This is a genomic window from Collinsella aerofaciens (genome assembly GCF_040910185.1).
Taxonomy (GTDB): Bacteria; Actinomycetota; Coriobacteriia; order Coriobacteriales; family Coriobacteriaceae; genus Collinsella; species Collinsella aerofaciens_BF.
Window position 1 is genome coordinate 32,819 of sequence record NZ_JBDGBA010000012.1, and the last position, 17,465, is coordinate 50,283.

General features: G+C 61.1%; 15 protein-coding genes. 10 read left to right on the top strand and 5 right to left on the bottom strand.

What is annotated here, in order from left to right:
- Nucleotides 1–103: 103 nt before the first annotated feature.
- The gene (locus AB5Z54_RS06200) at nucleotides 104–916 is read left to right on the top strand and encodes an HD domain-containing protein (protein WP_368160800.1); all 813 of its coding nucleotides are present in this window, start codon (nucleotides 104–106) and stop codon (nucleotides 914–916) included.
- Here AB5Z54_RS06200 and AB5Z54_RS06205 read toward each other — a convergent pair.
- The 3 genes from AB5Z54_RS06205 to AB5Z54_RS06215 are packed head-to-tail and all read right to left on the bottom strand — an operon-like array spanning nucleotide 913 to nucleotide 4,538.
- Entirely contained in the window at nucleotides 913–2,118 is a 1,206-nt protein-coding gene (locus tag AB5Z54_RS06205) for an FAD-binding protein (RefSeq protein ID WP_368160802.1), read from the bottom strand. The genes AB5Z54_RS06200 and AB5Z54_RS06205 overlap by 4 nt on opposite strands.
- Nucleotides 2,119–2,934, bottom strand: coding sequence for an electron transfer flavoprotein subunit beta/FixA family protein (locus AB5Z54_RS06210; RefSeq protein ID WP_368160804.1), 816 nt, complete (start codon nucleotides 2,932–2,934; stop codon nucleotides 2,119–2,121).
- 2 nt (nucleotides 2,935–2,936) lie between these two features.
- The gene (locus AB5Z54_RS06215; protein WP_368160806.1) at nucleotides 2,937–4,538 is read right to left on the bottom strand and encodes an FAD-binding oxidoreductase; all 1,602 of its coding nucleotides are present in this window, start codon (nucleotides 4,536–4,538) and stop codon (nucleotides 2,937–2,939) included.
- 346 nt (nucleotides 4,539–4,884) lie between these two features.
- Here AB5Z54_RS06215 and AB5Z54_RS06220 point away from each other — a divergent pair, with 346 nt between their 5' ends.
- From AB5Z54_RS06220 to AB5Z54_RS06260, 9 genes are all read left to right on the top strand, one after another.
- Entirely contained in the window at nucleotides 4,885–5,181 is a 297-nt protein-coding gene (locus AB5Z54_RS06220; RefSeq protein WP_117746255.1) for a hypothetical protein, read from the top strand.
- On the top strand, nucleotides 5,178–5,687 hold the full coding sequence (locus AB5Z54_RS06225; protein WP_117746254.1) for a hypothetical protein: 510 nt from the start codon (nucleotides 5,178–5,180) through the stop codon (nucleotides 5,685–5,687). Before AB5Z54_RS06220 ends, AB5Z54_RS06225 begins: the two co-directional genes overlap by 4 nt.
- Nucleotides 5,688–5,777: 90 nt before the next feature.
- Nucleotides 5,778–6,377 (top strand): hypothetical protein, encoded by a 600-nt coding sequence (locus AB5Z54_RS06230; protein WP_346976846.1) that lies wholly within the window; start codon nucleotides 5,778–5,780, stop codon nucleotides 6,375–6,377.
- Nucleotides 6,378–6,426: 49 nt separating this feature from the next.
- Nucleotides 6,427–6,642, top strand: a complete 216-nt coding sequence (locus AB5Z54_RS06235) for a hypothetical protein (RefSeq protein WP_368160808.1) — start codon at nucleotides 6,427–6,429, stop codon at nucleotides 6,640–6,642.
- A gap of 18 nt (nucleotides 6,643–6,660) precedes the next feature.
- The gene (locus AB5Z54_RS06240; protein ID WP_368160810.1) at nucleotides 6,661–8,091 is read left to right on the top strand and encodes a hypothetical protein; all 1,431 of its coding nucleotides are present in this window, start codon (nucleotides 6,661–6,663) and stop codon (nucleotides 8,089–8,091) included.
- Nucleotides 8,092–8,209: 118 nt separating this feature from the next.
- Nucleotides 8,210–8,926 (top strand): DUF554 domain-containing protein, encoded by a 717-nt coding sequence (locus AB5Z54_RS06245; protein WP_368160812.1) that lies wholly within the window; start codon nucleotides 8,210–8,212, stop codon nucleotides 8,924–8,926.
- Nucleotides 8,927–9,014: 88 nt separating this feature from the next.
- Nucleotides 9,015–10,775, top strand: a complete 1,761-nt coding sequence (locus AB5Z54_RS06250) for a TerB N-terminal domain-containing protein (RefSeq protein WP_368160814.1) — start codon at nucleotides 9,015–9,017, stop codon at nucleotides 10,773–10,775.
- A complete protein-coding gene (locus tag AB5Z54_RS06255; RefSeq protein ID WP_368160815.1) occupies nucleotides 10,768–12,072 on the top strand; it encodes an ATP-binding protein in 1,305 nt (434 codons plus the stop codon). Before AB5Z54_RS06250 ends, AB5Z54_RS06255 begins: the two co-directional genes overlap by 8 nt.
- 116 nt (nucleotides 12,073–12,188) lie before the next feature.
- The gene (locus AB5Z54_RS06260) at nucleotides 12,189–14,633 is read left to right on the top strand and encodes a DEAD/DEAH box helicase (protein ID WP_368160817.1); all 2,445 of its coding nucleotides are present in this window, start codon (nucleotides 12,189–12,191) and stop codon (nucleotides 14,631–14,633) included.
- A gap of 26 nt (nucleotides 14,634–14,659) precedes the next feature.
- Here the strand turns inward: AB5Z54_RS06260 and AB5Z54_RS06265 are convergent, their stop codons facing one another.
- Together AB5Z54_RS06265 and AB5Z54_RS06270 are read right to left on the bottom strand one after the other, a co-directional pair.
- Complete coding sequence (locus AB5Z54_RS06265; protein WP_368160820.1) at nucleotides 14,660–15,538, bottom strand: spermidine synthase; 879 nt, start codon at nucleotides 15,536–15,538, stop codon at nucleotides 14,660–14,662.
- Complete coding sequence (locus AB5Z54_RS06270; RefSeq protein ID WP_368160822.1) at nucleotides 15,539–17,446, bottom strand: elongator complex protein 3; 1,908 nt, start codon at nucleotides 17,444–17,446, stop codon at nucleotides 15,539–15,541.
- Nucleotides 17,447–17,465: the final 19 nt, after the last annotated feature.

Below are 17,465 nucleotides of genomic sequence, written 5' to 3' on the forward strand. Positions count from 1 at the left end.
TCCGAACCGCATGTAGCGACACGGCAGAATCATCATCCGACAGCAACCGAGTTCACCTACAATTGCCACCGGATCGAAAGACACAACTTTTTAGGAAGTCATTATGACAGCTATCGATCGAGACCGGGCGCGCGCGGCCTTCAAAAGCTACACCGATGCCTACGACGCCACCAACCCACGCATCGCGCTCAAAATCGAGCATACGTACCACGTGGCCGAGGCATGCGATGCCGTAGCGCGCGAGCAGGGCTGGTCGTCAGAAGATATTGACCTGGCATGGCTTTGCGGCCTGCTACACGATATGGGCCGCTTTGAGCAGCTGCGACGCTGGGACACCTTTAAGGACGCCGAGAGCATGAGCCATGCGGCGCTGGGGATCGAGGTCCTCTTTGGCGAGAATCCCGCCGATGCACCCGCCGTAACGAGCATCCGCGACTTTATCGATGACCCGGCAGAAGATGAGCTCATCCGAGCGAGCATTGCCTATCACAGCGATTTCCGTCTACCCGCGCAGCTCGACGTGCGCACGCGAAGCTTCTGCGATATCGTGCGCGATGGTGACAAGATCGACATTATGCGCACCATCGCCGACAGCACCGTCGACACTATCCTCAAGGTGGACGAGAAGACGTTTCTCGGCAGCCGTTTCTCGTCGCCGACACTTGCCGCCTTTGACGAGCACCGCTGCGTCGCACGCGATGAACGCAACGAGCCCGCAGACTACCTGGTGGGACTCATCTGCTTTATGTTTGAGCTCGTCTATCCGGCAAGCCGCGCGCTGGCGCGCGAACAGGGCGATATCCACCGCCTGCTCGACGCGCCCTTTGGCATTACGCGGCCCTTTACCGACCCCGCCACGCAGGCAACCTGGAGCCGTCTAAAGGACGAGATGCGTAACTGGCTGGCGCGCGCCTAGCGCTCAAGCTGGGCTAGCAGCTCCTCGACGACCTCGACGGCGTCCCCAACAACCTTGTACTGGGCAGCACCGAAAATGGGGGCATCCGGGTCCTCGTTGATGGCGATAATGCACTCCGCCCCACCGATGCCGGCGAGATGCTGGATGGCGCCCGAAACACCGATACTCACGAGAAGCTTGGGCGAAACCGATACGCCGGTCTGGCCAATCTGATGGCGATACTCCAACCAGCCGGCCTCCACGACAGGTCGCGTGCAACCAAGCTCGGCTCCCAGAGCCTCGGCGAGCCTTCGCATCAGGGGCAGATTCTTCTTGCAGCCAATGCCGCGGCCCACCACGACCAAGCGCTCGGCATCGGCGATCGAGGCCTGCTGCCTCCACTCCTCGGCGGGAATCGAGATCTCGACACGAGCCTTAGCATCATCCGCAAGCGATATCTGGGTAATCGTGCCGGAGCGGTCGTAGTCAAAGTCGGGCGCCTTAAAGATGCCGGGACGAACCGTTGCCATCTGGGGACGATGATTGGGGCAGACGATGGTGGCCATCAGGTTGCCGCCAAACGCCGGACGCGTCTGTTGCAGCAGTCCCGTCTCCGTATCCATCGAAAGTACAGTGCAGTCAGCCGTAAGGCCCGTCTGCAAGCGCACGGCAACGCCGGGTGCCAGTTCGCGGCCAAAGGCGGTCGCGCCGTACAGAATGGCCTCGGGCTTGCGCTCTGTCACCAAATCACAGATCAGGCGGACATAGACTTCAGCGTCGTTCTGACGCAGGCGCTCGTCGCGACAGACCAGGACCTCATCTGCGCCCGCGCAAACCAGATGCTCCAGGTCGCCGAGAGAACCCTCGGGACCCATACCGACCAGTGCCACCAGACGGCAGCCGCGAGCATCGGCAAGCTCGCGGCCCTTGCCCATAAGCTCATAGGCAACGGGAGTCACCGTATCGTGCTCGTCGGTCTGCGCGAATACCCAAATGTCTCGATACGCATCAAGGTCAACCGCGCCGGCGGCCTCATCACGCTCGATCGAGATAGCATTGACAGGGCAGGCGTCGACGCACCCACCGCATAGGATGCAGCCGTCGGTTACGTGGGCGCATCGGTTGGGTCGCTCGCCTTCCACCACGATGCCGCCCGAAGCACAGGCGCGAACGCAGCGACCGCAGCCGATACAGGCTTCGCTATCGATAATCAGTCCGCTCATCTACGCCATCCCCTCGATAATCTTGGCAAGTTTTGCCGCCTGCTCGGACGCCGTTCCGTCAACGTCCTCGCACGTTTGGTCACGGTCGGGCACAAACGATCGCACGACCTGTGTCGGTGATCCGGCAAGGCCGCAACGCGAGGGATCGGCGTTCACGTCGGCGGCACTGACCACGCGCACGTCCGCCTCCTCCGCCGCGCGAATACCGGCAATGCTCGGCATACGCAGCTGGCCGATCTCCTTGGCGGTCGTCATCGCACACGGCATCTCAAGATAGACCGTCTCCTCGCCGGCATCGCAGCCGTGAACAAGCGCCAGTGAACCACAGGTCGTAAAGCCCGCGCTTTGCACGCAACTCACGTCGGTCACGCAGGGAATCTCAAAGGCACCGGCAAGTTCGGGACCAATCTGGGCCGTATCGCCGTCCACCGCCATCTTGCCGCAGATGAGCAGGTCAAAGTCCTCGTCGAGCGCCTCGATACCGCACTTGAGGGCATAGGTGGTTGCCAGGGTATCGGCACCCGCAAAGGCGCGATCGGTCAGCAGCAGTGCGTCATCGGCGCCTCGGGCGATGCAGTCGCGCAATAGCGATTCAGTCGCGGGGATGCCCATCGACACCACCGTTACGCGCACGTCCATGCCAAAGCCGATAAAGTCGTCCTTCAGCGCCAGCGCGCATTCCAAAGCGCTCGCGTCAAAGGGGTTAATGACCGCTTGCTTGCCATCGCGCACGATAGTATTGGTCTTGGGGTCCATCTTGACCTCGGTGCTTCCGGGCACGGCCTTGACGCACACCACCATATGGAAATCGCTCATCTTCACGCGCCCCCTTTCTGGACAAGCTCATCCAAGAGCTTCTCCGAAAACAGGTTGCCGCGACCCAGTTGCCCGTCGGGATCGAGCTGGAGCTTGAGCCGCGCCGACTCGACCATGGCCTCGTGACCGTACATCGTCTCTAAGAAGCCCGCCTTGATCTTGCCGACGCCGTGCTCGGCAGAAACGGCGCCGCCCATAGCCGTCACCTCCGCAGCCCACCGGGCAAACAGCTCGCCACCTCGACGGTAGTCCTGCGCATCGCGCGGCAGAATGTTCACATGCAGATGGTTGTTACCGATATGCCCCCAGGCAGCAGACTCAAGCCCGCTTTCGGCCAGCGTGCGGCGATAGAGGGCCACGACATCGGCAAGGCGTGCATTGGGCACCGACATGTCCGAACCCAGTTTGGTAATGGTGGGATCCGTGCGGCGACGCTCGTCGATAAGCATATTGACGCTCTCGGGGACCGCATGGCGGAAGAACCGCTGGCACTCGCGATCAACCTCGGTGCGCGCGACCCATGTCGCATCGTCGCTGCCGCCCGCAAGCTCTAGTACCCACCCCAAGTGATACAGCTCCTCAGTCGCCTGGGCCTCGTCATCGCAGTCGAGCTCCACGTAGACACAGACCTTGGCCTCTTTGTCGAGCGCCGGCAGCGAGGCAAACGCCGTCGACTGCTCGCGCTGACGACGCAGGATATCCAGAGCGCCCGCATCGAAATATTCGATGGCAGCCGCGTGGGAGAGGACGGGACGCACAGAATCGGTGAAGGACACAGCCTTGTCTTCGCTGTCAAAGAAGCAGCTCACGCCCCAAACGACCGCAGGCGCCGCCTGCAGGGCAATCTCGAGCTCGGTGATGACGCCGAGTGTGCCACACGCACCGATAAACAGATCGATGGCATCCATATCGTCAGCGACGAAATAGCCCGAAGCATTTTTGGTCTTGGGCATGGTGTAGTCGGGAAGGTCGAGCTCGAGCGTGCGGCCCTGCACCGTGACGAGCGAAAGGCGACGACCCTGCGCAAAAACCTCGCCACGATGAAGCTCGAGCAGGTCGCCATCGGCCAGCACGACATGAAGGCCCGTGACGTGAGGGCGCATGGGGCCGTAGGCGTAGCTGCGGGCACCGGAGGCGTTACATGCCGCCATGCCGCCCAGACAGGCAGACGCCTCGGTGGGATCGGTGGGAAAGAACTGCTCGGGGGCCTCTTGGAACTCCTCGTAGGCCTCAAGCGATGCCTGGTCCCAACCAGCAGTCGGCAGCACCTTCTTGCTCAGCTGCTTGCGCAGCTCCGAGAGCACAACGCCCGGCTCCACGCGCAGCAGAAATTGGCCTTGTTCATCGCGGCGAAGGCCCAAGTAGCGATTCATACGGGAAGTATTGAGGATATGCCCGCCGTGGGGCACGGCACCGGCGGCAAGGCCGGTTCGGGCGCCCTGAACCGTTACCGGGACACGCTCGGCATGGAGCTTTTCCAAAATGGCACGGACCTCGTCTTCCGTTGTCGGAAACGAGATGCTCGAGGCCTCGCCCGATGCGCGAGACTCATCGCGACCATACTCTTCGAACTCGTCGGTGAAGGGTTTGATGGTTGCAGACACGCGAACTCCCCCTTTAGCTAACTACAGTGTTTGCAGGGAGATGTTACCGCATCGTTTCGTCGACGTGTTCGAGACCGTCTCCATAATTGGCGATTTTTACGTTCGTGCAATTCGGCAAGCGGCTGGATTTCCTCGGCAGACGATGCTTTTGACACATATGGCGCCGCCGTCGCCGACCGAGCGATTGTCGCTCGAAAAAAGTTGGAGTATTTTTTGCCGCCTTTTACCTGCGGAGACGCCAATCCGTCAAGCATTTGGTCAGAAATTGGTCAAGTAGCGGCTGATACGGTCGGCATCGACAGCCAAAACCGACAGAAGTTTTGGCCCCAGAAGCAGGGAGGTTCCCATGGCATATTACTGGCCCCAGTACGGCATCGCCATCGAAGTCGACGACGATCCCCATCTCCTGCCTTTCGACGAAGAGGCATTCCCCGATACGACGGTCTACCACGTTACCACCGATGTGATCTGCGACCCCGAGTCGTTCTCGGCGCTCGCCCACCGCATCGCGCATATCCACGACATCGAGCTCCCTCCCGACTTCGACGAGCTTGTCTACTCACGCCGCCTGATGCTTCACATGCTCTTTGGAGCGAACCCGTCCACCTTTGCGCGCATCTATACCGCCAAGGATGCCGCATGAGCGCGAAGAAGCCACCCCACTTTGCAGGCCTGGGTCGTCGCAAGAAGCTCATCGTTGCCTGCTTGGCCATCGTCTGTGCCCTTGTCGCCGTAGGACTATACGCTTGGCAGTCGCAGCCCGTACCCGAGGCGGGCGCTTCGGTTACGACGGCCGAGGGCAAAACGCGTCAGGAAATCCAAGATGAGCTCGACGCCATAGTCCGCGACAACATGATGACGATTTCGGTCGCACCGGTCGCTCAGCTGCAGGAGGACGGCAAGCTGCGCGTCAACGTGCAAAACGTCCAAGACAATAAATTTCCCCAGCGATTCCGCGTCATCCAAAACGACGAGACCATGTACGAATCCGGTGTGGTCGAGACCGGCAAGACAATCGAAACGTGCCCCGCCGGCGACATCAAAGAAGGCGAGGCGTACATCGAGATCCAGGCACTCGATGCCAAGACCCTCGACAGCCACGGCAATCCGACACGTGTCAAGGTGCGGGTTGAGCAAGCCGAGAACTAGCTTTTCCGGCCGACGCGGCACCGCACGCAATTCACCAGCATTCGTCCAATCATCGCGGGGACGGCCCGCGGCGAATAGAAAGGAACGACCATGGACATCACCAGGAACATGAACGGAGCCAGAGCGCTCGTCGTGGGCGCGGGGCTCGCGCTCGCGCTCGCAATGGGCGCCGCCCCGACGCCAGCTATGGCGGCCGGGCGCGTTGGAACCACGAAAGTAATGGTCAGGACCGAGATCGACAACGTTGAGTTCAAAGTTCCGACGGTTATTCCCTTCGTCGCCAAGGCCGACGGCACGCTTCAGGGCCCCTCAGAAGACGCGACCACCATCGACAATCATTCGGCCTACGGCATCCATGTCACCAACATGAAGATCGACGCCATGAACACCTGGACCATTGCTGCCGACGCCAAGGCCGGAACCGCGCAGAACTCCATCGACTTTAAGGTCGGCCCCGACGGCGCGCTCCAGAACGCCAGCGCCGCAATGCAGGGGACGGGCCTCGATCTTTCCAAGAATGCAGCCTTCGACATGGGCTACCAGGGCATTGCCGGCGGCACAGACAAAATTAAGCTCAAGACAAGCGGAAACGTCGCCCGCGTCACGCGCGACATCTTCCACGTAACCGGCGAAGGCGATCAGGTTGCAACGATCACCTGGACGGTCGAGCCCGGTGTGCACACGGCATAAAGCCGTCGCCCTGGCCGCCGCCGTCAGCATCCTAGCGTTTGGGCCAGCCATGGCCTTTGCCCAGCAAGAACAGGCGCAGGCCGCCACACAAGTGACGGTCGACCTCTCGGAGCTCGACCGCCGCGACCGCGAGGAACCGTTGGCGCAGACAGGCGACAGACGATGGCTCTTGGCAGCAGGCGCCACAGCAGCAGGCGCGGGAACCGCCGGCCTCGGTCTGCACATCAAACGCAGCCAGAAACAAAACACGGACAGGCCGCACTAAATTAGCTAAGGAGACCCCATGGCATCGAAGAACCTTTTGCCCGTCGTCGCACTTTGCGGCGCGCTCGCAACCGGAACGCCTGTCGCCGCTTGGGCGACTCCCGTCATGGCAGACTCCTTACCAGCAGCCCTAAGTTCCGCCCCAAATCCGTCGAGCACCATTGCGTGCGAGCGTTTTTCGATCGCACAGGCCGCGATCTCAACCTCGGGATGCCTTCGTCGTAATACGGACGGCTCGATAGTCGTGGATATCAAGCGTTCGAACAAGGCAAACGGCTCCCAGGCGGGGTGCGCCGTCTGCACGTGGCGCTCGGTTGTGCTCGATGCGGATGGCGATCCATGCAATTTAGAGCTGCGCATCGACATCGCTTCGGTCGATGACTCGGCGAACGGAGCGAAGGTCGCCTTCGACGGTACGTTTTTTGAGAAAGGAGGCGGTATATGTCTGGGCTGCGCCGCCGCGAATGCGGATGATGCGCAGCCCACCCTCTCATTCACGGCATCGTTGCGGCTGACCAAAGCCGGTACCGATGCCATCGCGGCGGGAGAAGCGTCCCTGCTGTTCTACGCCGTCAGCACCAAAGACACAGACGCTCATTTCGAGAAGCCAGCCGGATCACTCAGCCTTACACGAGGGATAGAGGCAGGCCCTATTGAAATCGATGCCCACGCGCAAAGCAGGCAACGTATTCTTGCCGACCCGGCGCTTCTCGAAATGGAGTGGAACGGATCAGGAGCCATCGGAATTCTCCCCTCCACGCTTGACGCCAAGACGCTCCCCTCAAACGACGAACCCATCAACGCAACCATACAAGAAGAGAGCGCGGACAAAGAAGCAGGTGCGGGCGACACGCCGTCGCCGAAAAACAGCGTCCCAGCTTCTTTCGAAGCATCGAATGAGCCCGCTGCCGTTCCAAACGACCCCGAGCTCGCGGACAGTCTGGGGCTTGCTGATCCTAAAGAAATTGATGAGGGTAACTGCTGCGTGCTTGCCGCGCTCGACCACACAGAGGTCATCGACGCTGCGAACATCGAAGTTGCCGCCGCCAATCAGCCCGTCCGCAAGTCGGCCATCATCGCATTTCCCGAATCCATCGAAGTCGTCTTTTTGCCATCGGGCGAGGTCGTGGCCCCAACACTGCTCACCTTGTTGGGCGCCAAGAATACTCGAAACGAAATTAAAAAGGTCACGGTTGTCGACCCTGTAACCACCGCTAAACTGCGTCTATACGCCGTTGCCCCAGGCGGAGGCAAGACCTTGGAATTCGATGGCGACACACTCCTAGCCTGGCGACGTCTGGACATTATGCAAGACGTCTCGTATCAGATCGAACTCGTAGGGTTTGATCGTGCCCGCGATGCCAATATCATCGCCGCGGCTATTGAATCCCCACAGCGGCTTATGACGCTGCGCTTTGACTACTATCCCTATGTCCCGACAACCACCTGAGGCTTAAATGCTGCGCACCATCCCTAATACCACTTATATAACGTATTAGATGAGTCGCGATGTGCCTCGCATTTCGTTCTGCTACGATTGCCACGTTGGCATCAATACAGGAGGGCTCATGCCGGGCTTGGGAACAATCATCAACGTTGTGCTTTTAGTTGCGGGCGGTCTTTTGGGATTAGTGGGCGGCCGCTTCATTACACCGCGCATCCAAGACACGCTCATGAAAGCATCGGGGCTGTGCGTCCTGTTTATCGGCCTGGGCGGCACCATGCAAAAGATGCTCATCATCGATGGGAAGGCACTGGCGGCCACTGGTACCACCATGCTCATTGTCTCGTTCGCCCTCGGCTCGCTCATCGGCGAGGCCATCAACTTGGAGGCCACCATTGAAAACCTTGGCGAATGGCTCAAGCGCAAAACCGGCAGCGAGGGCGATAACGAGTTCACCAACGCTTTCGTCTCGACTTCACTCACCGTGTGTATCGGCGCCATGGCCATTGTGGGATCGATCCAGGACGGCCTGCTCGGCGACTGGTCCACGCTTGCCCTCAAGGGCGCGCTGGACTGCATCATCGTCTGCACCATGACGGCGTCGCTTGGCCGCGGCTGCATTTTCTCCGCCCTGCCCGTCGCCGTGTTCCAGGGGACGATCACGCTGTTTGCCGGCGCACTCTCCCCCATCATGACTACGGCAGCCCTCGACAGCCTTTCGCTCGTAGGCTCCATGCTCATCTTCTGCGTCGGCGTCAACCTCATCCGTCCTCAGACCTTCCGCACGGCCAATATGCTCCCCTCCGTCGTCATCGCCGTCATCTACGCCCTCCTGTTCTAAATCTATCAACGCAGCGGTATCTCGAACATCTGTTTGATGCTGTGCTATGATATGAGGTCACCGTAGCTGCGTTAGGAGAGGAGAAGCGGTGGCCGACCAGGACATCAAGATGCTCATCGAGCGCATTATGGCCGAGGCCCGGACCCATCAGTCCACCCGCTTCTCAAACGAAATCTACGCAGACGAGCCGATTCTCAAAACCGGCCGACAGATGCAGAATTTCCTCCCCGACCAGTACCGTAAAATGCGCGAGATATCGCGCTGGCAGGATGACCCCAAGGGCGGTGCGGGCCGCTGGCTTTCGGAAGCCGAGCTTTTTTACCGCCAGGGCCTGCTGATGGCCGACTTTGAGGACGACTGTCCCTACAACGGCACCTTTAAGTCGTACTTTCCCACCTACAACGCCATGAGCGACCGACAGCTGCGCGGCTACTTTACCTGGCGCGCCCAAGTGCGCCGCGGGACCGTCGAGGAAACGTCTACGTCCTTTGCCTTTCTGTATCTCTATGAGCTGATTTGCGGCATCGGCGTAGATAATCCGCTCGATGGTTTTAACAAGATCAAGGCCTTTTGGGATGCCTACCGCGCCTTTGAGCCCGGCATCGACCGGTTTGCACGCGTGTGGTTGCAGGACTACGCCGTGTTCCACGGGCTCGACCCCAAGCTGCTTCGTGATTCTAAAACCGTCATGTTCGACAACGCCCTTATCGAGCTGCGGCGCGCGGCACGAGACCTTGCACCAGCACCGGCACCGTCCGGCCAGACCCCCAAGCGTCGCAAAACCTCCGAGCCCACGCTCCCCCTTCCGCCCGATGAGGTGCGCGAGGAGCGACTCATGACCGCCATCAACGCCCTCTCCACGTACAACCTAAGTAACTCGCGGCTCGACCGCAGCCACCACCGCGATCTGCGCCACGTGGCATGCGCCGTGTATGTCCGCATGGCGCGCTACTATGACACGCACCGAAAGACCGGCATCGTGGCGAGTTTATTTGGGGAGGAGACGGCCATGCCCTACACCATGTTTGCCTCGGCCGTATTCTTTGCGCCCGAGCGCCACGAGGACTGCGAATACCGCCTGGATCCTATCCATATCTACCGTTGCCAAAACGGCTTTTGGGAATGCATGCGTATCCATGGCAGCAGGCAAAAGAGCAGCAAGCTCGGTGAAATGATGCGCGCCTGCGACCAACGCCTGCGCCTGGCGCTGGACCCCGCCCATCCCCTTAAGGAAGAAAAGGTCCCCAAATATCTGGCCAAGATTATCGATGACGAGATTGTGGCATGGCTTTCGTGGGACGCCGCACACCAGCCCGTCAAAATCGATATCGATCTGAGTCAGCTGGGGCACATTCGGAACGCCGCTGCGCAAACGCGCGAAGCGCTTTTGATCGATGAGGAACGCGAGGACGGCGCGTCCGCAGAAGCCGAGGCAGCGGACTCAGGGCAACCGGAAGCCGGGCCCGTAGCCGACGCGATTGTCGAGGCGGTCGTGGCACCCATTCGGCAGGACTTGACCGACGAGCCGACCATATCCACCGAACAGTTTGGTGTCGTGGCACCGCTTCTCGCGCCAACGTCAGCGTTCGCAGCCGCAGTGCCCGCTGACGCCACGAACGAGCTCGCGCCCGCCGCAGACGCCTATCTCCGCGCGCTGCTCGAGCACAACGCAGTACAGGCGGAATCGGCGGTAGTGCAATCGGGGCAGAGCGAGGACATGCTCGTCGATACCATCAACGAGACGCTCTTTGACCTGGTGGGCGACACCGTAATTGAATTTAGCGCGGCAGGGCCGCAGATTATTGAGGACTACGAAGCAGACGTGAGAGGATACCTAGACCATGAGTGATACCGCATCCGCAGCACCCCGCGTGCCCAAGCGCGTCGCCGCCGTTATCCTAAACTCGCTCAAGGGCGGCGTGGTCCCGCGCATCGGCCTTCCCTATATCACCGTGGGACGCGAGGTCGAGATTCGCGCCCTGCTCACCGATCTGAGTCTCATCTCCGACGGTGGCGCGAGCTTCCGTTTTTTAGTCGGTCGTTACGGCGCCGGCAAGAGCTTTTTGCTCCAGACCATCCGCACGCACGCCATGGGCGAGGGATTCGTCGTCGCCGATGCCGACCTATCCCCTGAGCGCCGCCTGCAGGGCGGCCAGGGACAGGGCCTTGCCACCTACCGTGAGCTCATCCGCAACATATCGACTAAAACGCGCCCCGAGGGCGGTGCGCTCAACCTTATCCTGGATCGCTGGGTCGCCTCGTGTGCCGATGCCGATGAGTCTGCCGTCAATGCCCAACTGGCCCCGCTCGAGGAAATGGTCCACGGCTTCGACTTCGCCCGTATGCTCCGCCGCTACCGCGCGGCCGTATCCGAGGGCGACGAAGAAGCTATGAGCCGCGTGACCAAATGGATTCGTGGCGAGTACCGCACCAAGAGTGAGGCACGCGCCGAGCTGGGCTCCTCGACCATCATCAGCGATGACGACTGGTACGACTACGTTAAGCTCATTGCGCGCTTTTTGGTCTGCAGCGGCTACAAGGGCATGCTGGTGCTCATCGACGAACTCGTGAATCTGTATAAGATTCCCAACGCCATCACACGCCAATACAACTACGAGAAGATCCTGACCATGTACAACGACACGCTCCAGGGCAAGGCGCAGTACCTGGGCATGATCATGGGCGGCACGCCAACCTCCATCGAAGACCGCCGCCGTGGCGTGTTCTCCTACGAGGCCCTGCGTAGCCGACTCGCTCAAGGCCGCTTTGCACGCGAGGATCTTAAGGACATGCTCGCGCCCATCATCCGCCTGCAGCCACTCACCTATGAGGAGTTGCTGGTGCTCATCGAAAAGCTCATGCAGATCCATGCCGGCTACTTTGGCTGGACGCCCACGCTTACCGAGAACGACTTGGTGGACTTCCTCAAGATTGAGTTTGGCCGCGTGGGAGCCGATACGCACCTGACGCCTCGCGAGGTCATTCGCGACTTTATCGAGCTGCTCGACATCCTATGCCAGAACCCCGATGCCAACGTTGCCGAGCTACTACAAAGCGTCGGCGGTGACGCGCTGGCGCCAGCAACCGCAACAGGCGACACCGATACCGCAGGTGGCGACCGTAACTTCGCCGAATTCACCATCTAACCTGCCAAAAAGGGACAGGTTTATTTTGGTAGGTTTTATCTGGGCGAACGTTGAGACAGTAATGCAGCAAGCCACTGACCACCGCGTTAAGAGGTTCGTATATGAGAGGAGGCCCCGTGAACGCCTTTGACCGCTACGCCCCGTTTATCCAAGACTTCATCTACTCCCACGATTGGGATAGCCTGCGCTCCATTCAGGTTGCGGCAGCAGATGCCATCTTTAACACACAAGACAATGTGCTCCTGACGGCATCCACGGCATCCGGCAAAACCGAAGCGGCCTTCTTTCCCATCCTGACCGAGTTTTGGGAGAACCCGCCCGCAAGCGTTGGCGCCCTCTACATCGGCCCCCTCAAGGCACTCATCAATGATCAGTTCGTCCGTCTCAATGACCTGTGCGAAGAGGCCGACATCCCCGTCTGGCACTGGCATGGCGACGTCTCGCAATCGCACAAAGCTAAGCTCATCAAAAAACCGAGCGGCATCTTGCAGATTACGCCCGAGTCACTCGAGGCGCTCTTAATCCATAAGCACATGGCGATCCCGCGCATGTTTTGCGACCTACGCTACGTGGTCATCGATGAGGTCCACTCGCTCATGCGCGGCGATCGAGGCGGGCAAACGCTCTGCCTTATCGAGCGACTCTCGCGCATGGCCGGCGTGCAGCCTCGCCGCATTGGCCTTTCGGCCACCATCGGGGACCCGGAACGCACGGGTGCCTTTCTCTCACAGGGAACGGGGCGCAACTGTGTTATCCCCCGCTTTGAAGAACCGCGCCGCGTATGGCGCATCTCCATGGAGCACTTCTACAACTCGGGCCCCCAGGCACAGCAGCGGGGATTCATGGGCACAGGTCCTCAAGAGGCCGAAGTGCTCGCGTGCGAGCGCATCGAGGCAGCGGCATCCGCGGCGCTGCCGGCCGGTGCTCAAGACATGCGTCACAGCGGACAACTCACGCAAGAGGAGCGCCGCCAACGTCGCGAGCAGGCACGGGGCAAGGCTGCCCCCAAGGACCGTCGCACTTCCTCAGCCCCCGAGGGCGAAGTCGACATCCCGCAGGCAACCGAACAGGCACTGCTCAACCCCACCGACACCGCACCCGACAACGCCGACCCCGGCATGGGCTACATCTTTGAGCATACCCGCGGCCGCAAGTGCCTGGTCTTTGCCAACTCGCGCGAGGAGGCAGAGGCCGTGTGCTCCATGTTGCGCAGCTACTGCGAGAGCCGGCACGAGCCAGACCGCTTTCTAATCCATCACGGCAACCTTTCGGCATCGCTGCGCGAGACGGCCGAGGAGCTCATGCGCGACGAAGAGCAGGCGCAGACGACCGTCACCACCTCCACGCTGGAGCTCGGCATTGATATCGGTCGCCTGGAGCGCGCGTTCCAGATTGACGCGCCGTTTACCGTCAGCTCCTTTTTGCAGCGCATGGGGCGCACAGGCCGTCGCGACCTTCCGCCCGAGATGTGGTTTGTCATGCGCGAGGAAGAACCCGAGCCGCGCACGATGATGCCCGAAACGATACCCTGGAAGCTCCTGCAGGGCATCGCACTCGTACAACTCTATCGCGAGGAAAAGTGGGTCGAGCCGCCCGAGCTCGATCGACTCCCCTACAGCCTGCTCTACCACCAGACCATGTCGACGCTCGCCAGCACCGGCGAGCTCACGCCGGCCGAGCTTGCTCAGCGCGTGCTCACGCTCAGCTATTTCCACCGCGTCTCGGCCGATGACTATCGCGTACTGCTGCGCCACCTCATCAAGATCGACCACATCCAGGTCACCGAGGGCGGTGGGCTCATCGTGGGTCTCGCGGGCGAGCGCATCATTAACAACTTTAAGTTCTACGCTGTGTTCCAGGAAAACGAGGAGTTCACCGTTCGCAGCGAGTCGGCCGAGTTGGGCACGATCGTCAATCCGCCACCGCCCGGTGAGCGCATCGCCATAGCCGGGCACTGCTGGATAGTCGAGGAAGTGGACTGGAAGCGACACACCGTCTTTGCCACGCAAGTCAAAGGTCGTGTGCCGGCATACTTTGGCGACTGCCCCGGCGACATTAACACGCATGTACTCGAGCGCATGCGCAAGGCGCTCAACGAGCACGCGGCATATCCGTACCTCATGGGCAACGCACGGGCACGCCTTGCACAGGCTCGTCATACCGCCGAGATTTCGGGTGCGGGGACCAAACCGCTCATCAACCTGGGTGGCGACACCTGGGTGCTCTTCCCCTGGTTGGGCAGCTACGCCTTTCTGGCGCTCGAACGTATGCTCAAGATTAAGTGTGCCGCGGAGCTGGGCCTTCGCGGGCTCGATCCGTCGCGTCCATACTTTATGCAGTTTAAGATGAAGGCCGACGAGGAGACGTTCTTTGAGGTGCTCGCAGCCGAGGCCGAAAAGGACTTCGACCCCATCGAGCTCGTCTATCCCGGCGAGATACCTTATTTTGATCGCTACGACGAGTACGTTCCCGAGGAGCTCGTGCGCAAAGGCTTCGCCGAAGGCGTGCTCGACATCGAGGGCATGAAGCAGCGCGTCCTCAGCTGGCGCGACCACGCCTAAGACCAGTCTTTTTGGGACGGAGAGACTTACTTGTCGTGAAGGACGGTGCCGAGGAAGTCGGTGTCGAAGGGCACAGCTTCGGCAAAGGCGTAGTCGCCGTCGCTGGCGATAAGCAGGTAGTTCTCCTCGCCGCCGAACTCCGCATCGCCACATGGGACCACCCAGGCGTGGGCGAATACCTCGAGTGCCGTGGCAGCGCAGTCACGCAGGAACGTCACATCGCTCCCCTCGTTTGCGCTCACGATATTGGCCACGTAGATACCCCCGGGGTTCAGGCTGCCCCGCACCAGGCGCAGCGCCTCAACGGTCGCCAGCTCGCGCACGGGCTCGGCACCGCCAAAGCAATCGCTCACGACCACGTCGTAGCGACGATGGCCCACGCTCGTCACACCCAGATACGAGCGAGCCTCAGCGGTTATCACCCGCAGGCGATCGCCCGCCGCGCGCTCCAGCTCGTCTAGGTAGAACCAGCGGCGCGCCAGGCGCGTAATCTCTCCGTCATACTCGATGACGTCCATGCGCAAGCCCTCGTGCGACATCAGGGCGAATTTAGGATAGGCAAACCCGCCGCCGCCCAGCATAAGCATGCGGTCGATACCGTGACCATAAGCGTCGCGCATCGCATCCTCGGCCTCAAACACGTCGTCAAACGCACGATAGTACGCGAAGACGGGCTCTGCCCAACGCTCGCCAACATAGCTTGCGCTTTGGTAGACGCCGCCTTGCACCAGCACGCGAATCTCATCGCCGCCGTCATCGTGCACGCGTTTCACACGCGCCAACCCATTGCGGGTTCGCGCAACCTGCAAACAGGCAGCACGAACAGCAACGGCGGCCGCTCCGAGCGCCGCAGCTCCCAGGGCAACGCCGGCAACGACGCCGGCAGAAACACTCGGCTTGTTCATTTAGAGCTCCTTTTGCAGATAGAGTCCGTGGTCGTAGAAACCCAAATGGCGATAATACTCGCGCGTACCGATCGCGCTGATCACGTTGATGTGCGTATAGCCCGCATCCCGGGCAATATGGCACGCACGCTCCACCAGCGACCGACCCAGTCCATGGTGCTGGGCCGCCTGGCCTTGATCACCAACGCGCGCCGCCATGCCATACACATGTACCTCGCGAATCATCGCCTCGTCCGGCGTCGTCGGCAACTCATCCGCATGTGCAGCAACAAAAGCGCGATCGGGAAGCGACAGTCGCAAAAAGCCCGCGATCTTGCCCTGCGGCGTCACCCACTGCAAAAAGCGCTCGCTCGTCACCGGCGTCTCGTACGCCACCTCCTCGTCAAGGGTCAGCTCATCCAAGTCGGCACCCGCCGTGCTGATCTCGCGATAGCGAATCTCACGCACCGTCGCACCGTCACCCCGAGCAGCCAAGCGGTTTTCGACGAGCTGGCGCAGGTTGGGCTTCTTGTTGCCCACCATGATGTCGTCGGAGCTAAAGTCGCGGATCATGCGACTGATGCGGCAGAACGCCGGCGTCACCACGATGTCGTCGGCCAGTACATCGAGCAGCTCGTCCTCGGTATAGGGGCGCCACTCGCCACACTCATAACAGCCCACCAGACGCGAGCCCTCGATGAGCGCGCACGGGTAGACCTTGACCTCGTCGGGCATAAAGGCCCCCTCGGTCATAAAGCGTTCGTAGTCGCGCTTGTCTCCCTCGGGCGTGGCGCCTAGCAAGTTGAGCATAAAATGCGCGTGGATCTTAAAGCCAAACAGACGCGCAAGCGAAAACGCCCGCTCAATCTGCGCCACCGAAATGCGACGCTCGTTGATATCGAGCAAATGCTGGTCGAGGCTCTGGATGCCCATCTGAATCTTGGTGCAACCCAGGCGGCGAATGAGCGCGAGGGCCTGCGGTGTTACAGCATCGGGGCGTGTCTCGATAACGAGCCCCACCACGCGATGCTTCGCCGTCTCGTTGATGCGCTGCTGACGCTCGAGCTCCTCCATCGTTGCCGTTTGCCACTCGGCAACCTCGCCCCACGGCGTACCGGAACCGCACAGACGACGCACCGCGTGGTTATAGCCGCCCACGGCAGCATCCACACGCCCCTGCTCGTCGGCAACGCCGCTCGCAAGCTCAACCTCATCGGTCGCAATACCGGCAGCGCGATATCGTTCGCGTCGCTCCGCTACCACCGGCGGCAGGACATCGGCGGGAGCGTCATCGAGCAGGCGCCCCGCCTCGGCACGACTGATGCCCGGACGCGCCAACATGGGGTTGGCCGCCACGCCGGCCACGGCATCGTCATTGAGCGCGCGGAAGAGCTCCGACATAAACCATGTCTGATAGCCTTGCGGATAGTCGCTCCAGGTGCCACCGAGCACAATGAGCTCTATCTTGTCGGTCGCATGCCCCATCTGCGAAAGCGCGGTCAAACGAGCGCTCACCTGCAGATACGGGTCGAAGCAGTTTTGCTCCGCACGGGCGCATGCCGGCTCGGCGTGCAGATAGCTCTTGGGCATGCGCAGGTCGTTGGGGCAAAACAGGCAATCGCCCGAGCACGGCCACGGCTTGGTGATGACGGTAATGGTCGCCACGCCCGAAGCCGTGCGGCGCGGCTTCATGCGCAGCACCTGCAGCAGTCGACGTTCCAACTCGGCATCGACATTCCACCCAGCCCAACGAGCCGGCTCCTCACGTTTAACCCGTTGGTAAAACGGCAGCAGGCGGCGCTTTGCCAAGTCGCGCTTATCGGCACCCTCGCGGCGCGCCTCGGCATGTATCAGTTTGACGAGCGCCTTGTCGTCCACGGTCTCGCCGCGGCGCAGGGCCTCGAGTATGTTCAAGATAATCTGTTCCATGACCCCATTGTAAAGGCAA

What these genes read in the sequence shown, in the direction of transcription:
- AB5Z54_RS06220 (WP_117746255.1), top strand. Translation starts at nt 4,885, where the DNA reads ATGGCATATTACTGGCCCCAGTACGGCATCGCCATCGAAGTCGACGAC.
- AB5Z54_RS06245 (WP_368160812.1), top strand. Translation starts at nt 8,210, where the DNA reads ATGCCGGGCTTGGGAACAATCATCAACGTTGTGCTTTTAGTTGCGGGC.
- AB5Z54_RS06200 (WP_368160800.1), top strand. Translation starts at nt 104, where the DNA reads ATGACAGCTATCGATCGAGACCGGGCGCGCGCGGCCTTCAAAAGCTAC.
- AB5Z54_RS06265 (WP_368160820.1), bottom strand. Translation starts at nt 15,538, where the DNA reads ATGAACAAGCCGAGTGTTTCTGCCGGCGTCGTTGCCGGCGTTGCCCTG.
- AB5Z54_RS06230 (WP_346976846.1), top strand. Translation starts at nt 5,778, where the DNA reads ATGGACATCACCAGGAACATGAACGGAGCCAGAGCGCTCGTCGTGGGC.
- AB5Z54_RS06205 (WP_368160802.1), bottom strand. Translation starts at nt 2,118, where the DNA reads ATGAGCGGACTGATTATCGATAGCGAAGCCTGTATCGGCTGCGGTCGC.
- AB5Z54_RS06235 (WP_368160808.1), top strand. Translation starts at nt 6,427, where the DNA reads ATGGCCTTTGCCCAGCAAGAACAGGCGCAGGCCGCCACACAAGTGACG.
- AB5Z54_RS06240 (WP_368160810.1), top strand. Translation starts at nt 6,661, where the DNA reads ATGGCATCGAAGAACCTTTTGCCCGTCGTCGCACTTTGCGGCGCGCTC.
- AB5Z54_RS06210 (WP_368160804.1), bottom strand. Translation starts at nt 2,934, where the DNA reads ATGAGCGATTTCCATATGGTGGTGTGCGTCAAGGCCGTGCCCGGAAGC.
- AB5Z54_RS06225 (WP_117746254.1), top strand. Translation starts at nt 5,178, where the DNA reads ATGAGCGCGAAGAAGCCACCCCACTTTGCAGGCCTGGGTCGTCGCAAG.
- AB5Z54_RS06255 (WP_368160815.1), top strand. Translation starts at nt 10,768, where the DNA reads ATGAGTGATACCGCATCCGCAGCACCCCGCGTGCCCAAGCGCGTCGCC.
- AB5Z54_RS06270 (WP_368160822.1), bottom strand. Translation starts at nt 17,446, where the DNA reads ATGGAACAGATTATCTTGAACATACTCGAGGCCCTGCGCCGCGGCGAG.